12 protein-coding genes and 2 tRNA genes are annotated in these 16,539 nt (G+C 59.5%); 11 read left to right on the top strand and 3 right to left on the bottom strand.

The annotated features are described in order from the left end of the window. Positions 1 to 108: 108 nt before the first annotated feature. The 9 genes from ACW9IN_RS17025 to ACW9IN_RS16985 all read left to right on the top strand — a co-directional run bounded on the left by ACW9IN_RS17025 (position 109) and on the right by ACW9IN_RS16985 (position 10,228). A tRNA-Leu gene (locus ACW9IN_RS17025) sits at positions 109 to 193 on the top strand. 76 nt (positions 194 to 269) lie between these two features. Then, positions 270 to 345 (top strand) — tRNA-His (locus ACW9IN_RS17020). A 398-nt stretch (positions 346 to 743) separates the two neighbouring features. Then, positions 744 to 2,054, top strand: coding sequence for a trigger factor (gene tig, locus ACW9IN_RS17015; RefSeq protein ID WP_457366972.1), 1,311 nt, complete (start codon positions 744 to 746; stop codon positions 2,052 to 2,054). A gap of 91 nt (positions 2,055 to 2,145) precedes the next feature. Beyond that, entirely contained in the window at positions 2,146 to 2,781 is a 636-nt protein-coding gene (gene clpP / locus ACW9IN_RS17010) for an ATP-dependent Clp endopeptidase proteolytic subunit ClpP (RefSeq protein WP_016974096.1), read from the top strand. Positions 2,782 to 2,892: 111 nt separating this feature from the next. Beyond that, complete coding sequence (clpX, locus tag ACW9IN_RS17005; RefSeq protein WP_457366971.1) at positions 2,893 to 4,176, top strand: ATP-dependent Clp protease ATP-binding subunit ClpX; 1,284 nt, start codon at positions 2,893 to 2,895, stop codon at positions 4,174 to 4,176. A gap of 174 nt (positions 4,177 to 4,350) precedes the next feature. Next, positions 4,351 to 6,747, top strand: a complete 2,397-nt coding sequence (gene lon / locus ACW9IN_RS17000) for an endopeptidase La (protein WP_457366970.1) — start codon at positions 4,351 to 4,353, stop codon at positions 6,745 to 6,747. A 148-nt stretch (positions 6,748 to 6,895) separates the two neighbouring features. Continuing rightward, entirely contained in the window at positions 6,896 to 7,168 is a 273-nt protein-coding gene (locus tag ACW9IN_RS16995) for an HU family DNA-binding protein (protein WP_105695716.1), read from the top strand. Between the two features lie 232 nt (positions 7,169 to 7,400). Continuing rightward, positions 7,401 to 9,275 (top strand): SurA N-terminal domain-containing protein, encoded by a 1,875-nt coding sequence (locus ACW9IN_RS16990; RefSeq protein ID WP_457366969.1) that lies wholly within the window; start codon positions 7,401 to 7,403, stop codon positions 9,273 to 9,275. A gap of 170 nt (positions 9,276 to 9,445) precedes the next feature. Continuing rightward, positions 9,446 to 10,228 carry a DUF2242 domain-containing protein gene (locus ACW9IN_RS16985; RefSeq protein ID WP_457366968.1) on the top strand — a complete coding sequence of 261 codons (783 nt, stop codon included), beginning with the start codon at positions 9,446 to 9,448 and terminating at the stop codon, positions 10,226 to 10,228. A 277-nt stretch (positions 10,229 to 10,505) separates the two neighbouring features. Here ACW9IN_RS16985 and ACW9IN_RS16980 read toward each other — a convergent pair whose 3' ends face one another. After that, the gene (locus ACW9IN_RS16980) at positions 10,506 to 11,540 is read right to left on the bottom strand and encodes an AraC family transcriptional regulator (protein ID WP_457366967.1); all 1,035 of its coding nucleotides are present in this window, start codon (positions 11,538 to 11,540) and stop codon (positions 10,506 to 10,508) included. Between the two features lie 4 nt (positions 11,541 to 11,544). Beyond that, a complete protein-coding gene (locus ACW9IN_RS16975) occupies positions 11,545 to 12,675 on the bottom strand; it encodes a carbon-nitrogen hydrolase family protein (protein WP_457366966.1) in 1,131 nt (376 codons plus the stop codon). Positions 12,676 to 12,887: 212 nt separating this feature from the next. Between ACW9IN_RS16975 and ACW9IN_RS16970 the strand changes: the two genes are divergently transcribed. Together ACW9IN_RS16970 and ACW9IN_RS16965 are read left to right on the top strand one after the other, a co-directional pair. Next, positions 12,888 to 14,927, top strand: coding sequence for an oxidoreductase (locus ACW9IN_RS16970; RefSeq protein WP_457366965.1), 2,040 nt, complete (start codon positions 12,888 to 12,890; stop codon positions 14,925 to 14,927). 56 nt (positions 14,928 to 14,983) lie between these two features. After that, complete coding sequence (locus tag ACW9IN_RS16965; RefSeq protein WP_457366964.1) at positions 14,984 to 15,868, top strand: 1-aminocyclopropane-1-carboxylate deaminase/D-cysteine desulfhydrase; 885 nt, start codon at positions 14,984 to 14,986, stop codon at positions 15,866 to 15,868. Between the two features lie 45 nt (positions 15,869 to 15,913). Here the strand turns inward: ACW9IN_RS16965 and ACW9IN_RS16960 are convergent, their stop codons facing one another. Beyond that, entirely contained in the window at positions 15,914 to 16,498 is a 585-nt protein-coding gene (locus ACW9IN_RS16960; protein WP_457366963.1) for a cytochrome b, read from the bottom strand. Positions 16,499 to 16,539: the final 41 nt, after the last annotated feature.

Raw genomic sequence — 16,539 nt, 5'->3', positions numbered from 1 at the left:
ACAGGATTGTGACTCCTGTTGTCGTGGGTTCGATCCCCATCGTCCACCCCATATTTCAAAAGGCGCCAGATTTAACGGTCTGGCGCCTTTGCTTTAAGAGCTTCAAGCGCGGATGTGGTGGAATTGGTAGACACACTGGATTTAGGTTCCAGCGCCGCGAGGCGTAAGAGTTCGAGTCTCTTCATCCGCACCAAATAAAGCGTTGTTCGGCTGTCATGCGGGCAGGGCTAGACAAAGAAGTGGTTTGGTTTCTTTGTTGATGCAATATGGTGGGCGTAGCTCAGTTGGTAGAGCACAGGATTGTGACTCCTGTTGTCGTGGGTTCGATCCCCATCGTCCACCCCATATTCGAAAGGCGCCAGATTTAACAGTCTGGCGCCTTTTTTGGTTTCAGGGGTTCAAAGGTTCGGCAGCGCCGGTCGTGGGCTGCAACGGCAGGGCGTTTCGTCGTATTTGTGTGTCTCGATGATGCGTGTTGTCTGCTCGTCCCGCTTGAGGGGGGAGCTGTCAGGGAGATGAATGACGACTTCTTCTATATATAGAAGGGGCGGCGCAGAGCCCTGGCGTGATTGGCTGTATTTGTCAGCGGGGCGGGGCGCAGCAGTGCCTTCGCACCGATAACTTGCCGGCTGTTTTCGGGCGTATTTTCAGTAGGGTGACTTCTTGAGTTTGACCCACTAGAATGCATGCCCTTGATTGGGGTCGGAAATGGCCGGCTAACGTCTGTGCAACGAGGAATATCCATGCAAGTTTCTGTTGAAAATACTACTGCTCTCGAGCGCCGCCTGAGCATCACCGTGCCGGCAGAACGTATCGAGACTGCGGTCAACAAGCGTCTGCAGCAGACTGCCCAGAAGGCCAAGATCGCTGGTTTCCGTCCAGGCAAAGTGCCAATGAGCGTGATTCGTCAGCGTTATGAAGCTGATGCGCGTCAGGATGCGGTAGGTGATGTCATTCAAGCTTCCTTCTACGAAGCCGTGGTTGAGCAGAAGCTGAACCCGGCCGGCGCTCCTTCGGTTGAGCCGAAAGTGCTGGAAAAAGGCAAGGACCTGGAATACGTCGCTACTTTCGAGGTGTTCCCTGAGTTCACCGTTGCCGGTTTCGACTCCATCGCCGTTGAGCGCCTGAGCGCTGACGTGGCGGACAGCGACCTGGACAACATGCTGGAAATCCTGCGCAAGCAGAACACCCGTTTCGAAGTGGCCGAGCGTGCTGCCCAGAACGAAGACCAGCTGAATATCGATTTCGTTGGCAAGGTTGACGGCGAAGCGTTCGCTGGCGGCTCCGCCAAGGGCACTCAGCTGGTGCTGGGTTCCAACCGCATGATCCCTGGCTTCGAAGACGGCCTGGTTGGCGCCAAGGCGGGTGAAGAGCGCGTTCTGAACCTGACTTTCCCGGCTGACTACCAGAACCTGGACCTGGCTGGCAAAGCCGCCGAGTTCACCGTGACCGTGAACAGCGTTTCCGAGCCCAAGCTGCCAGAGCTGAACGAAGAGTTCTTCGCTCAATTCGGTATCAAGGAAACCGGCATCGAAGGCTTCCGTACCGAAGTTCGCAAGAACATGGAGCGCGAACTGCGTCAGGCTATCAAATCCAAGGTCAAGAACCAGGTGATGGACGGTCTGCTGGCTGCCAATCCGATCGAAGTGCCCAAGGCCCTGCTGTCCAACGAAGTGGATCGCCTGCGCGTGCAAGCGGTTCAACAGTTCGGTGGCAACATCAAGCCTGACCAACTGCCGGCCGAGCTGTTCGAAGAGCAAGCCAAGCGCCGCGTCGTGCTGGGTCTGATCGTCGGTGAAGTGGTCAAGCAGTTCGAGCTCAAGCCTGACGAAGACCAGGTTCGCAAGATGATCCAGGAAATGGCTTCGGCCTACCAGGAGCCAGAGCAAGTTGTGGCCTGGTACTACAAGAACGACCAGCAATTGAACGAAGTGCGTTCGGTTGTGCTGGAAGAGCAAGTTGTGGATACTGTTCTGCAGAAGGCTAAGGTGACCGACAAAGCGGTCTCTTACGAAGAAGCAGTCAAGCCGGCGGAAGCAGCACAAGCCGACTGATTGTCCAACTCGTTGGAAATACAACCATAAGCCAGCCTCGCGCTGGCTTATGCGTTTTCAAGACATGACTATTTGGGAGTAACTGCAGAGCATGTTCCGTAATTCCTATATTCAGCAGAACTCTGATATCCAGGCCGCTGGCGGTTTGGTCCCGATGGTTGTCGAGCAGTCCGCTCGTGGCGAACGCGCCTACGACATCTACTCGCGCCTGCTCAAGGAGCGAGTGATCTTTCTGGTGGGGCCTGTTGAGGACTACATGGCCAACCTGATTTGTGCGCAACTGCTGTTCCTTGAAGCGGAAAACCCGGACAAGGACATCCATCTCTACATCAACTCGCCGGGCGGTTCGGTCACTGCGGGCATGTCGATCTACGACACCATGCAGTTCATCAAGCCGAACGTCTCGACCACCTGCATTGGCCAGGCCTGCAGCATGGGCGCTTTCCTGCTGACGGCCGGTGCCGAAGGCAAGCGTTTCTGCCTGCCGAACTCGCGCGTGATGATTCACCAGCCATTGGGCGGTTTCCAGGGCCAGGCTTCGGATATCGAAATCCATGCCAAGGAAATCCTGTTCATCCGTGAGCGTCTCAACACGCTGATGGCCAAGCACAGCGGGCGTACCCTTGAAGAAATCGAGCGCGATACCAACCGCGACAACTTCATGAGCGCCGAAGCTGCGCGTGAATACGGGCTGATCGATGCAGTGATCGACAAGCGCCCCGCTTAATATAAGCCGCTCAAAATAGGGCGGGTCGGCACGTCCGACCATTGGCGGGCTTGAAAATGCCCGCATAAGCCTTCATCTTGTGTTGCAAGCCTATCGGATTTGGATCGAAGAATGACTGACACCCGCAACGGCGAGGACAACGGCAAGCTGCTCTATTGCTCCTTCTGTGGCAAAAGCCAGCATGAAGTACGCAAATTGATTGCCGGCCCCTCGGTCTTTATCTGCGACGAGTGCGTCGACCTGTGCAATGACATCATCCGTGAGGAGGTGCAGGAAGCCCAGGCCGAGAGCAGCGCGCATAAATTGCCTTCGCCTAAAGAAATCAGCGGCATCCTTGATCAGTATGTGATTGGTCAAGAGCGTGCAAAGAAGGTTCTGGCGGTAGCGGTGTATAACCACTACAAGCGTTTGAACCAGCGTGACAAGAAAGGTGAGGAAGTAGAGCTCGGCAAGAGCAACATCTTGCTGATCGGTCCTACAGGCTCGGGTAAGACCCTGCTTGCGGAAACCCTCGCTCGCCTGCTGAACGTTCCGTTCACCATCGCCGACGCCACCACCCTCACCGAGGCGGGTTACGTAGGTGAAGATGTCGAGAACATCATTCAGAAATTGCTGCAGAAATGCGATTACGACGTAGAGAAGGCCCAGATGGGTATTGTCTACATCGATGAAATCGACAAGATCTCGCGCAAGTCCGACAACCCGTCGATCACCCGGGACGTTTCCGGTGAAGGCGTGCAGCAGGCCTTGTTGAAACTGATCGAAGGCACGGTTGCTTCCGTACCGCCACAGGGCGGCCGCAAGCACCCGCAGCAGGAATTCCTTCAGGTTGATACGCGCAACATCCTGTTCATCTGTGGTGGTGCATTCTCCGGTCTGGAAAAGGTCATTCAAAACCGTTCCACCCGTGGCGGCATCGGCTTCAGTGCAGAAGTGCGCAGCAAGGAAGAAGGCAAGAAGGTGGGCGAGTCCCTGCGTGAAGTCGAGCCTGACGATCTGGTCAAGTTCGGCCTGATCCCTGAATTCGTCGGTCGTCTGCCGGTGCTGGCCACCCTGGACGAGTTGGACGAGGCGGCGCTGATTCAGATCCTTACCGAGCCGAAGAACGCGCTGACCAAGCAATACGGCAAGCTCTTCGAGATGGAAGGTGTGGACCTCGAGTTCCGTACCGACGCCCTCAAGGCGGTTGCCAAGCGTGCGCTGGAACGCAAGACCGGTGCTCGGGGCCTGCGTTCGATCCTCGAAGGCGTCCTGCTCGATACCATGTACGAAATCCCGTCGCAGACCGATGTGAGTAAAGTGGTCATCGACGAAAGCGTGATCGAAGGCAAGTCCAAGCCACTGTTCATTTACGAAAACAGTGAGCCGACTGCCAAGGCGGCACCCGACGCGTAAGCGTTGTGCCGTTGCGTTGCAAACAAGGGGCCTTTACGGGCCCCTTTGTTTTTGTGGGGATTTTTGCTGTAGGAAGTTTCATGCGTTTAACTGCTGGCAATAAGCTTGTTTTTTTTGCATGCAGCCCCCATCTTGGTTTCATGCTTACTTTTCAACTGTCATAGAGGCGAAATCATGAAGACCACCATCGAATTGCCTCTCCTGCCGTTGCGTGATGTCGTCGTCTATCCGCACATGGTTATCCCGCTGTTCGTGGGGCGCGAGAAGTCTATCGAAGCCCTCGAGGCCGCGATGACGGGCGACAAGCAGATCCTGCTGTTGGCCCAGAGAAATCCTGCTGATGACGACCCGGGTGAAGATGCCCTGTATCGCGTCGGTACCGTTGCTACTGTTCTGCAATTGCTCAAGCTGCCCGATGGCACCGTCAAGGTGCTGGTGGAAGGCGAGCAGCGCGGTGCGGTCGAGCGTTTCATGGAGGTGGATGGCCACCTGCGTGCCGAAGTGGCGCTGATCGACGAAGTCGAAGCCCCTGAACGTGAGTCCGAAGTGTTCGTACGCAGCCTGCTCTCGCAGTTCGAGCAGTATGTGCAGTTGGGCAAGAAAGTCCCGGCTGAAGTCCTGTCTTCCCTCAACAGCATCGATGAGCCCAGCCGCCTGGTGGATACCATGGCTGCGCACATGGCGCTGAAAATCGAGCAGAAGCAAGACATCCTCGAAATCATCGATCTGTCGGCCCGTGTTGAGCATGTGCTGGCATTGCTGGATGCCGAAATCGACCTGCTGCAGGTCGAGAAGCGCATTCGTGGTCGTGTGAAGAAACAAATGGAGCGCAGTCAACGCGAGTACTATTTGAATGAGCAGATGAAGGCCATTCAGAAAGAACTCGGCGACAGCGAAGAAGGCCACAACGAAATCGAGGAGCTGAAAAAGCGCATCGATGCTGCTGGCCTGCCGAAAGATGCCCTGACCAAAGCCACCGCAGAGCTGAACAAGCTCAAGCAGATGTCGCCGATGTCGGCTGAAGCCACCGTGGTGCGTTCCTACATCGACTGGCTGGTGCAGGTGCCGTGGAAGGCCCAGACCAAGGTTCGTCTGGACCTATCCCGCGCCGAAGACATTCTCGATGCCGACCACTACGGCCTGGAGGAGGTGAAGGAGCGCATCCTTGAATACCTCGCCGTGCAAAAGCGTGTGAAGAAAATTCGCGGTCCGGTGTTGTGCCTGGTCGGTCCTCCGGGCGTCGGTAAGACGTCCCTGGCCGAGTCCATCGCCAATGCCACCAACCGCAAGTTCGTGCGCATGGCCCTCGGTGGCGTACGTGACGAGGCTGAAATCCGTGGTCATCGCCGTACTTATATCGGTTCGATGCCTGGAAGATTGATTCAAAAGATGACGAAGGTCGGCGTGCGCAACCCGCTGTTCCTGCTTGATGAAATCGACAAGATGGGCAGTGACATGCGTGGCGATCCGGCGTCGGCTTTGCTGGAAGTGCTCGACCCCGAACAGAACCACAATTTCAACGACCATTACCTGGAAGTCGACTACGACCTGTCCGACGTAATGTTCCTGTGCACCTCCAACTCCATGAACATTCCGCCAGCATTGCTGGACCGGATGGAGGTGATTCGTCTGCCGGGTTACACCGAAGACGAGAAGATCAACATTGCCGTCAAATACCTCGCGCCCAAGCAGATTTCGGCCAATGGCCTGAAAAAGGGCGAGATCGAATTCGAGGTCGAGGCGATCCGCGACATCATCCGTTACTACACCCGCGAGGCCGGTGTACGAGGCCTGGAGCGCCAGATTGCGAAGATCTGCCGCAAGGCGGTCAAGGAGCATGCGCTGGAAAAACGCTTCTCGGTGAAGGTCACTGCCGACTCCCTGGAGCACTTCCTGGGCGTGCGTAAATTCCGTTATGGCCTGGCTGAGCAGCAGGACCAGGTCGGTCAGGTGACCGGTTTGGCGTGGACCCAAGTGGGCGGCGAATTGCTGACCATCGAGGCTGCTGTGATCCCTGGCAAAGGGCAACTGATCAAGACCGGCTCCCTGGGCGATGTGATGGTCGAATCCATCACCGCCGCACAGACCGTGGTGCGCAGCCGTGCGAAGAGCCTGGGCATTCCCCTGGACTTCCACGAGAAGCGCGACACGCACATCCACATGCCGGAAGGGGCGACCCCGAAGGATGGCCCCAGCGCGGGCGTAGGCATGTGCACGGCCCTGGTGTCGGCATTGACTGGCATTCCTGTGCGCGCCGATGTGGCCATGACCGGTGAAATTACCCTGCGTGGTCAGGTATTGGCTATCGGTGGCTTGAAAGAGAAATTGCTGGCAGCTCATCGGGGTGGAATCAAGACGGTGATCATTCCTGAAGAGAATGTTCGCGACTTGAAGGAAATTCCTGACAATATCAAGCAGGATCTTCAGATTAAACCGGTTAAATGGATTGACGAGGTCCTGCAAATTGCGCTGCAATACGCGCCGGAGCCCTTGCCGGATGTGGCTCCGGAGATAGTTGCCAAGGATGAAAAACGCGAGTCTGACTCCAAGGAAAGAATTAGCACGCATTAATGCGATTAAGCCTGGGGGCTTCCTTGACAGCTTTTTAGAGCCCTTGTTATAAAGCGGCTCTTAAGTGTCTGTAGGCCATTCAGCACTGGTTTTTGCTTTCACCAAAAAACTTAGAATCATACTCAATAGATATATAAGGGGACTTAGAGTGAACAAGTCGGAACTGATTGATGCTATCGCCGCATCCGCTGATATCCCGAAAGCTGCTGCTGGCCGTGCGCTGGACGCAGTAATCGAATCCGTCACTGGCGCTCTGAAGGCCGGCGACTCCGTAGTACTGGTTGGCTTCGGTACTTTCTCTGTGACTGACCGCCCAGCTCGTACTGGCCGCAACCCACAGACTGGCGCAGCCCTGAAAATCGCTGCTGCCAAGAAACCAGGTTTCAAAGCCGGTAAAGCCCTGAAAGAAGCTGTTAACTAAGCTTCGATCTAGCCTTTGCCTACCCGGGTCGGACGCAGGTCTGGCCTGGCAGCGGAGCGGCAGCTGACCCACGTATCCATCGGGTCGCCACGCCGGGGGTGTGGGTTCAACCCCCCGTCCGCTCCGCCAGTTACGAGAAGGCGCATCCTCGGATGCGCCTTTCTTCTATCCGGACTCTACCCACGCTCCACGGTTGCCTAATTCTTGAAGTTCAACCGTTTCTGGGGGACGCATGCTGCAGAATATCAGGGACAATTCACAAGGCTGGATTGCCAAGACCATTATCGGGATCATCGTCGCATTGATGGCGTTCACCGGTATCGAGGCCATTTTCCAGGCCTCGACCAACAACAAGCAGGACGTGGCCAAGATCAACGGTGAGGAAATCACCCAGACCGAATTGAGCCAGGCCGTCGACATGCAACGCCGCCAGCTGATGCAACAGCTGGGCAAGGATTTCGACGCCTCCCTGCTGGACGAAAAGCTGTTGCGCGATGCTGCCCTCAAGGGGCTGATCGACCGCAAGCTGTTGCTGCAAGGTGCCACCGACTCCAAGTTCGGCTTCTCTGAAGCAGCGCTGGACCAGGTGATCCTGCAGACTCCGGAATTCCAGGTGGACGGTAAATTCAGCGCCGAGCGCTTTGACCAGGTGATCCGTCAACTGGGCTACAGCCGTATGCAGTTCCGTCAGATGCTGACCCAGGAAATGCTTATCGGCCAAGTGCGCGCAGGCATCGCAGGCAGTGGTTTCGTGACCGATGCCGAAGTGCTGGCATTTGCCCGTCTGGAAAAACAGACCCGTGATTTCGCTACCGTCAACATCAAGGCCAACCCTGCGGCGGTGAAGCTCACCGACGATGAGGTCAAGGCTTACTACGACCAGCACGCCAAAGAATTCATGACCCCGGATCAGGTGGTCATCGACTATCTGGAATTGAAGAAGTCGTCCTTCTTCGACCAGGTCAACGTGAAAGACGACGAACTGCAGGCTGCTTATCAGAAAGAAACCGCCAACCTTGCAGAACAGCGTCGTGCCGCGCATATCCTGATCGAAGTCAACGACAAGGTCACTGACGCCCAGGCCAAGGCCAAGATCGAAGAGATCCAGGCGCGCCTGGCCAAGGGTGAGAAATTCGAGGCCCTGGCCAAAGAGTTCTCCCAAGACCCGGGTTCGGCCAACAATGGCGGCGACCTCGGTTTTGCTGGCCCGGGTGTCTACGACCCGGACTTCGAAACCGCCCTGTACGCGTTGAACAAGGATCAGGTTTCGGCGCCGGTGCGCAGCGCTTTCGGCTGGCATTTGATCAAGCTGTTGGGGGTTGAAGCACCGCAAGTGCCATCGTTCGCCAGCCTGAAAGACAAGCTGACCCGCGAGCTGAAAACCCAGCAGGTCGAGCAGCGCTATGTCGAAGCGACCAAGCAATTGGAAGATGCGGCGTTCGAAGCCTCCGATCTGGCTCAGCCAGCGTCCGACCTCAAGCTGACCGTGCACACCTCTGCGCCGTTCGGCCGTGAAGGGGGTGAGGGCGTTGCGGCCAACCGTGCCGTGGTCACTGCCGCTTTCAGTCCGGAAGTCCTGGACGAAGGCGCCAACAGCTCCGCCATTGAATTGGACCCGGAAACCATCATCGTGCTGCGTGCCAAAGAGCACCTGAAGCCTGCACAGCTGCCGCTGGAAAGCGTCGCTGCTGCCATTCGCACGCAGATGGCCAAGGAGCGCGCCACTGCGGCCGCCAAGACCCACGCTGACGAGCTGATCGCCAGTCTGCGTGATGGCAAGACGCCGTTGAACCAGCCAGTCGATGGTCAGGCCTGGAAGGTCACTGAGGCGGCGACCCGCAACCAGGAAACCGTCGATCCTGCGGTGCTGCAAGCTCTGTTCCGCATGCCCAAGCCTGCGGCCAAGGACAAGCCGACCTTCACCACCGTGACCCTCGCTGACGGTAGCCTGGTGATCCTGCGTTTGAACGGCGTCAATGAAGCCGCCGCCCCATCGGACGAAGAGAAGGCGCAATACCGCCGATTCCTCGCTTCCCGTGTTGGCCAGCAGGACTTCGCGGCGTATCGCAAGCAGTTGGAAACCAAGGCCGACATCAAGAAGTTCTGATGTTGCCTTGAACAAAAGCCCCCGGCCTTGATAGGTGCGGGGGCTTTTTTTTGCCTGACGTTTTTGTGCTGCATCGTGCAAGCTTGTGACGTTTTACCGACAGGAATGCGCGCGCCCGGGCCTCGTTCTGTTGCACAATACCGCCCGGACCGTTTTCCTCAGGATTTTCAATGTCGACATCAATTCACTTGCGCAGCCTCGGGTTGGCGCTGGTGCTGGCGGGCGCCGCGGGCTGCTCGTCACCCAAGACCGCTATTTATGAGCATGAGAATTTCGACGACTCCGGTACGTTTTCCCGTGATTACCCGGTCAGTGATGTGGCCGCTTGCGAATCGGCCCGCCGTGCACTGCTGAGCCAGGGCTACATCATTACCAGCAGCGATCCGAAGCTGGTGGTGGGTAACAAGAGTTTCCAGCAGTCCGGCGAGACGCACTTGCAGATCAGCTTCAACGTGGTGTGCGCGGACGATGGTTCCGGTACCAACCACTCGACCATGTTTGCCAATGCCTTGCAGGACCGCTACGCGCTGAAGAAGGTCAACAACTCCGCCAGCCTCGGCGTGGGTGTGCTGGGCTCGGTGTCGATGCCGATCGGCTCCACTGACGACTCGATGGTGAAGGTGGCCAGCGAGACCGTGACCGCGCCGAAGTTCTACGAACGTTACTTTGCGCTGGTGGACGTATTCCTGCCGCAGGAAGTGAAGAAGGCCGAGCACATTCCCGAGAAACCCAAGGCCGATCTGGGGATGCCGGAACCGAAGGCTGCACCGGCTGCCGAAAAGGTCGAAGCGCCCAAGGCAGAACCGGCGGCTTCGGAGCCGGTAGCGCCGCCGCCGGAGGCCGCACCGATAGCTCCGCAGGCAGAACCCGCACCAGTAGCCCCGGCACCGACCAATCCGGACCTGCCGGCGCCGACCGAAGCGATTCCGCCACTGCCGACACCGGCGCAGTAACAGCACCTCATTCGGAAAATGCAGTGATAAACCCGGCAGCTAAATCAGTACGACGCTGCTACGTTTATTCTTGAAGTGCAGGAACGTCATGACGTAGACATTTTTTCGTCATCACGGCACTTTAGGCTGGGTTTGCAGGTCAGTTGACCTGCACCTGCTTTCAATCCGAAAAGGAGTCCGCCATGGACGATTACCAAGAAGAGCTGCTGGAGTTTCACGCGTTTGAATCGGATCCCCTGGAACCCGCTGACGACGCCACCGAGTTGTAAGACCGGCTTCAGGCGGAATGCCGCTGACTGCGGCGAAATTCCCCTGGGGTCTGGTTGTTCCATCGCCTGAACGCCCGTTGAAACGCCTGGGCTGAAGCAAAACCGAGCAAGTAGGCGATCTCGCCGAACGCCAGTTCCGTATCGCGAATATAGGTCATGGCCAGGTCGCGGCGGGTATCGTTCAAAATCGCGCGAAACTGAGTACCTTCTTCGGCCAGTTTGCGGCGCAATGTCCAGGTTGGCAGCTTCAAGCGTGCCGCCACTTCCTCCAGGTCGGGTTCCCGGCCGCCATTGAGCATCGGCCCGAGCAAGCGGGTAATGCGCTCGCGCAGGCTGCGGGTGCGAGTCAGCTGTTCCAATTCCCTTTCACACAATTGCAGCAACCAGTGCCAGGTGCTGGGGCAATGTTGTGGGTTGCGCATTGCCAGCGTGTGCTGGTTCAGGCGCAGTTGGTTGGCCTCGGCGCCAAAGTGAATCGGACTGTCGCCCAGTGCTGTGTACTGCTCGCTGTATTCCGGAGCCTCGAATTCGATGTCGATACGTTGGGCGTACACCGGCTGCTGCGCCAGGCTTGAGAGTTGATGCAGCCAGCCGGCGAGGATCGAGTCCACCACAAAGCGGTTGTAGGCGTTGTAGGGGCTGATGGAGTAAAAGCGCAGCCACGCGCCTGTGGCATCCTCCTGGAAGCTCGACTGTCCGCGATAGTTGGAGCCGTAGAGCGCTTCGAAGCGCGTCAGTGCGCGTGCGGCTTCGCGCACGTTGGGGGCTTGGGCGGCAGTGACCCCGGCCAGACCCGCCTGGCTCAGGCGGCTGAGCTGGCCCATGCGCAGTCCCAGGCCCGGGTCGCCGGTGAGTTGGATGGCGGCATGGCCCAGGCGCATGTAGCGCGGGATGGACAAGCGGGCGCCGGCCTCGGCCAGACGCGCCGGGTCGAGGCCGTATTGCAGCAATAGCGGCTGCGGGTCCAGGCCATGACTGTGGATCGCGTCGGCCAGGGCTTGTACGAAGCCCACCGACAAATCCCCCAGGCGCACCGGCTTCATGGTGTCACAGCCAGATATTCAGCAGACGCGCACCACGGGCGTCGCCGTCGGCGGTGACCTGCCCGTTGCCGCTGAGAAAGCTGCGCCCGGCGGTGCCCAGGTCCCAGAATTGTCCTCGCAGAAACACGCTCATGCCCGCCGTCGCCTGGCTGATGGGTGGCTGGCTGATCAGGGTGAGGCGGTGCCAGGCATCGCCCTCGCTGAGCTCTTCAGGCTTGAGGCTGATTTCCGGCGGGGTGGACACGCTCTTGAAGCCACGCCAAGGGCGTTCCCAGGTGTCGCGCCCGGTGACGAACGCCGGCACTGCGATCAACTGCGCGCCCTGTTCGTTGAGTTTGCGGTAATTGTCCGGGTACCAGCTGTCGCTGCCGATGAGGATGCCCAGGCGCCCGGCGGGGGTATCGACCACGCTGACGGTGTGCTCGTCGCCCGGCTCGATAAAACCGCGTTCGTCGTAGATCGGGTACAACTGACGCTGGGGTTGGCCCACGGGCATGCCGTGCGCGTCGAACACCAGGCTGGCGTTATACAAGGCACCGTGGCCGATACGCAGCTGACCCTGGCTCACGCTCGGGTTGGGCAGCGCGATGGAGCCGGCGACCAGGGTGACGCCAAATTCCTTGGCAAGCCCGCCGAACAATTGCTGATAGTCGCGCGCCATGGCCGGCGCCTTCATGCGCAGGTACGCATCGTCGGTGCGGTTGTCACCGGTGGCGCTGAACCAGGCGCGCAGGAACGGCCAGGGGTTGCTCGCCGACAGCCAGTTCATTGCATCCTTGAGGCGAGTGGCCTGGTACAGCTCGTTCTTTTCGCCGCCGAGCATCAGCCAGGTGCCGATGTGCTCGGGCAGCACCACAATGGTCTTTTCGTTGATCAGCCCCTGGTCCCGGGCTTTTTGCAGGTAGGCCGCGAGCTTCAGGTGCAGGCGTTCCAGACTCTGGTAGTCGGCTGGAAACAGTTCCGGCTGAATGCCCAGCAAATTGCCGCGGTCGGCAGGCAGGCCTTCGTTCACGGCCAGCGTGATGCGCAGGTCCGACAGGTAATGCGCCACGGGGCGCTCCTGAGTCCAGACCAGATATGCGGCGATGGCGGCAACCAGAGCCAGGGTGACGGAGAACGCTAGAAGTTTACGCATGGGGCAACAGACAACGGACCGTGTGCAGGGTTCGCCGACTAGGGTAGGGCCCAGGGAACGGCTTGCCAAGGGGTGCTGTGCATTTGGATCAATAACTTGTCAGTTTCGGTCATTGAGCCGACATCCGCTGCCTTTTAGTCTGTGGGACATAAACCGATGGCATGCCGTCAGAGCGTGCCACGTCCCGTGATGATCCGTTGTGGAGCTGTACCATGACCGCTGCTGCCTACCCGCACCTGCTGGCCCCGTTGGACCTGGGTTTCACCACCTTGCGCAACCGCACCCTGATGGGCTCGATGCACACGGGCCTTGAAGAGAAACCCGGCGGTTTCGAGCGCATGGCCGCGTACTTTGCCGAGCGTGCCCGTGGCGGTGTGGGCCTGATGGTCACCGGCGGCATTGGTCCGAACGAGGAAGGCTGCGTGCATGCCGGTTCGAGCAAGCTGACCACTGACGAAGAAGCACAGAAACACAAGATCGTCACCCGGGCCGTGCACGAGGCGGGCGGCAAGATCTGCATGCAGATCCTGCACACAGGCCGTTATGCCTACAGCCCCAAGCAAGTGGCGCCGAGTGCGATCCAGGCACCGATCAACCCGTTCAAACCCAGGGAGCTGGACGAAGAGGGCATCGAGAAGCAGATTCAGGATTTCGTCACCTGCTCGCTGCTGGCCCAGGTCGCCGAGTACGACGGCGTGGAAATCATGGGCTCGGAAGGCTACTTCATTAACCAGTTCCTCGCCGCCCAGACCAACCATCGCACCGACCGTTGGGGCGGCAGCTATGAGAACCGCATGCGCCTGGCCGTCGAAATCGTGCGTCGGGTGCGTGAAGCCGTAGGCCCGAATTTCATCATCATCTTTCGCCTGTCGATGCTCGACCTGGTGGAGGGCGGCAGCACCTGGGAAGAAATCGTGCAGTTGGCCAAGGCCATCGAAGGCGCCGGCGCGACCCTCATCAACACCGGTATCGGCTGGCACGAAGCGCGGATCCCGACCATCGCCACCAAAGTGCCGCGCGGCGCGTTCAGCAAAGTCACCGCCAAATTGCGCGGTGCGGTGCAGATCCCTCTGATCACCACCAACCGTATCAATACCCCGGAAGTCGCCGAGCAGATTCTGGCCGAAGGCGATGCGGACATGGTCTCCATGGCGCGCCCCTTCCTCGCCGACCCGGATTTCGTCAACAAGGCCGCCGCCGGGCGTGCCGATGAAATCAACACCTGTATCGGTTGCAACCAGGCCTGCCTGGACCACATCTTCGGCGGCAAGCTGACCACCTGCCTGGTCAACCCGCGGGCATGCCACGAGACCGAACTCAACTACCTGCCGGTCAAGCAGATCAAGAAGATCGCCGTGGTCGGTGCGGGTCCTGCGGGCCTGGCCGCGGCGACGGTTGCCGCCGAACGCGGTCATCAGGTGACGCTGTTCGATTCGGCCAGCGACATTGGCGGCCAGTTCAATATCGCCAAGCGCGTGCCGGGCAAGGAAGAGTTTTTCGAAACCCTGCGCTACTTCAAGCGCAAGTTGCAGACCACCCATGTGGAGGTGTGCCTCAACACCCGTGCCGATGTCGAGCAACTGAAAGCCGGCGGCTTCGATGAAATCATTCTGGCCACCGGCATCGCGCCGCGTACCCCGGCGATCCCGGGGATCGACAACGCCAAGGTGCTGAACTATCTGGATGTGCTGCTGGAGCGCAAACCGGTGGGCAAGCGCGTGGCGGTGATCGGCGCCGGTGGTATCGGTTTCGACGTCTCGGAGTTCCTCGTGCACCAGGGCGTGTCCACCAGCCTGGACCGTGAGGCGTTCTGGAAAGAATGGGGCATCGACACCCACCTGCAGGCCCGTGGTGGTGTGGCTGGCGTCAAGGCCGAGCCCCATGCGCCTGCGCGTGAAGTGTTCCTGTTGCAGCGCAAGGCCTCCAAAGTGGGCGACGGCCTGGGCAAGACCACCGGCTGGATCCACCGCACCGGCTTGAAGAACAAGCGGGTGCAGATGCTCAGCAGCGTCGAGTACCTGAAGGTCGACGATGAAGGCTTGCACATCCGCATCGGCGCGGACGGTGAACCGCAGGTGTTGGCGGTGGACAACATCGTCATCTGCGCCGGCCAGGATCCGCTGCGCGAGTTGCAGGACGGTCTGCTCGCCGCCGGCCAGAATGTGCACCTGATCGGCGGTGCCGATGTGGCTGCCGAGCTGGATGCCAAGCGCGCGATCAACCAGGGCTCGCGCCTCGCCGCCGAGTTGTAAGGCCCCAGGCGGGGCGGTGTTAGATTACCGCCCCGTTTTTCTTGTAGACCCTGCCGATGGGCCCCTTCGATTGGCTTCCCCATGCTCCCCTTGAACCCTTGCGCCTGGATTGGCTCAAGGGTGTCGAGTTGGCCGTGTTGCGCCTGGACCGCATCGACCCGCTGATCAGCGGCAACAAATGGTTCAAGCTCAGCGGGCACCTGGCCCGGGCGCAAGGTGCGCGGGGCATCATCAGCCTGGGCGGCGCCTATTCCAATCACCTGCATGCGTTGGCGGCCGCCGGCAAGCGTTTTGGTTTCCCCACCGTCGGCCTGCTGCGCGGCCATGCGCAGAACACGCCCATTGTCCTCGACCTTGAGGCCTTCGGCATGCACCTGCATTGGCTGGGTTATGGCGGTTATCGTGCGCGGCATGAGCCGGGTTTCTGGACGCCCTGGCGTGCGCAGTATCCGGATTTCCATCCCGTGCCCGAAGGCGGTGGCGGCGTCGAAGGGGCGCTGGGTTGCGGGGTGTTGGTCGAGCAGGTGCGTGCGCAGTTGCACCGGTTGGGCTGGGCCGATTACGACGCCTGGTGGCTGGCGGCAGGCACCGGCACCACCGTGGCGGGCCTGGCGCTGGCGGAGGCGGGCGCGCATCCGGTGTACGGCGCCATGGCTGTGCCGGATGACCACGGTGTGGCGCAAAACGTCGACGCTATTGTGCAGGGTGGCTATGAACTGCTCGACGCCAGCCGAGGTGGCTTTGCCAAAAACGACCCGTTGCTGCTGGATTTCATCGACGCCACACAACAGGCCTGCGGTCTGCCGCTGGAACCGCTGTATACCGGCAAGGCCTTGCTGGCGCTCAAGCAACAGATTGATTCCGGTCGCTTTCGGCCCGGCACGCGGCTGATCTTCGTCCACACCGGCGGCCTTCAGGGCAACCGGGGCTTTAGGGGCTAGCGCTGATCCCCTGTGGGAACAATCAACGTTCGCGAATCCGGTCTATCAGTCAGCTGTTTTGGTGGGTGTTGCGCCGCCTTCGCGAGCCAGCCCGCCTGGCATCATTCTCAAGGCCGTGTTATCGCGCAGTACGTAATGATGAAAGATTCCCGCCAGGGCATGCAGCCCGATCAGCCAGTAACCGACCTTGCCGAACAGCACGTGCCAACCTTCGATCTCCTTGGCCAGTGCCTTGTTTTCGCCAATCAACGGCGGCAACTCCATGCCATAGAACATCACCGAATGGCCCTCGGCGCTGACGATCAGCCAACCGGCAATCGGCATGCCGATCATCAAGGCGTACAGCGCGAAATGCATCAAGGTCGCCAGCAGGTTCTGCCAGGCAGGTGGCGCCGGCAGGATCTTCGGCGCTACACCCAGGCTGCGGGCGAACAGGCGCAGCCATACCAGCACGAACACGGTGAGGCCGAACATGAAGTGCATCTCGACGATCAGGGTTCGTCCGCCGCTGCCCTTGGGAAACTGGCCGCGTAATTCGATGCAGGCGTAGACCACCGCCAGCAGCACCATCAACCAGTGCAGCGCGATCGACATGGTGCTGTAGCGCGTATCAGAGTTTTTCCACGGCATTGCGGGTGTCCTCACTCATCAGGGCAAGCCTCCGTTCTGAC

The sequence above is a fragment of the Pseudomonas sp. SDO5271_S396 genome (assembly GCF_054071795.1).
This window is presented reverse-complemented; position numbering and strand designations above follow the sequence as displayed.

Bases quoted from the DNA above. Each gene is read 5' to 3' on its own strand.
- ACW9IN_RS16980 (WP_457366967.1), bottom strand. From the start codon at position 11,540: ATGAAGCCGGTGCGCCTGGGGGATTTGTCGGTGGGCTTCGTACAAGCC.
- ACW9IN_RS16970 (WP_457366965.1), top strand. From the start codon at position 12,888: ATGACCGCTGCTGCCTACCCGCACCTGCTGGCCCCGTTGGACCTGGGT.
- ACW9IN_RS16965 (WP_457366964.1), top strand. From the start codon at position 14,984: ATGGGCCCCTTCGATTGGCTTCCCCATGCTCCCCTTGAACCCTTGCGC.
- clpX (WP_457366971.1), top strand. From the start codon at position 2,893: ATGACTGACACCCGCAACGGCGAGGACAACGGCAAGCTGCTCTATTGC.
- ACW9IN_RS16975 (WP_457366966.1), bottom strand. From the start codon at position 12,675: ATGCGTAAACTTCTAGCGTTCTCCGTCACCCTGGCTCTGGTTGCCGCC.
- lon (WP_457366970.1), top strand. From the start codon at position 4,351: ATGAAGACCACCATCGAATTGCCTCTCCTGCCGTTGCGTGATGTCGTC.
- ACW9IN_RS16990 (WP_457366969.1), top strand. From the start codon at position 7,401: ATGCTGCAGAATATCAGGGACAATTCACAAGGCTGGATTGCCAAGACC.
- clpP (WP_016974096.1), top strand. From the start codon at position 2,146: ATGTTCCGTAATTCCTATATTCAGCAGAACTCTGATATCCAGGCCGCT.
- ACW9IN_RS16960 (WP_457366963.1), bottom strand. From the start codon at position 16,498: ATGCCGTGGAAAAACTCTGATACGCGCTACAGCACCATGTCGATCGCG.
- tig (WP_457366972.1), top strand. From the start codon at position 744: ATGCAAGTTTCTGTTGAAAATACTACTGCTCTCGAGCGCCGCCTGAGC.
- ACW9IN_RS16985 (WP_457366968.1), top strand. From the start codon at position 9,446: ATGTCGACATCAATTCACTTGCGCAGCCTCGGGTTGGCGCTGGTGCTG.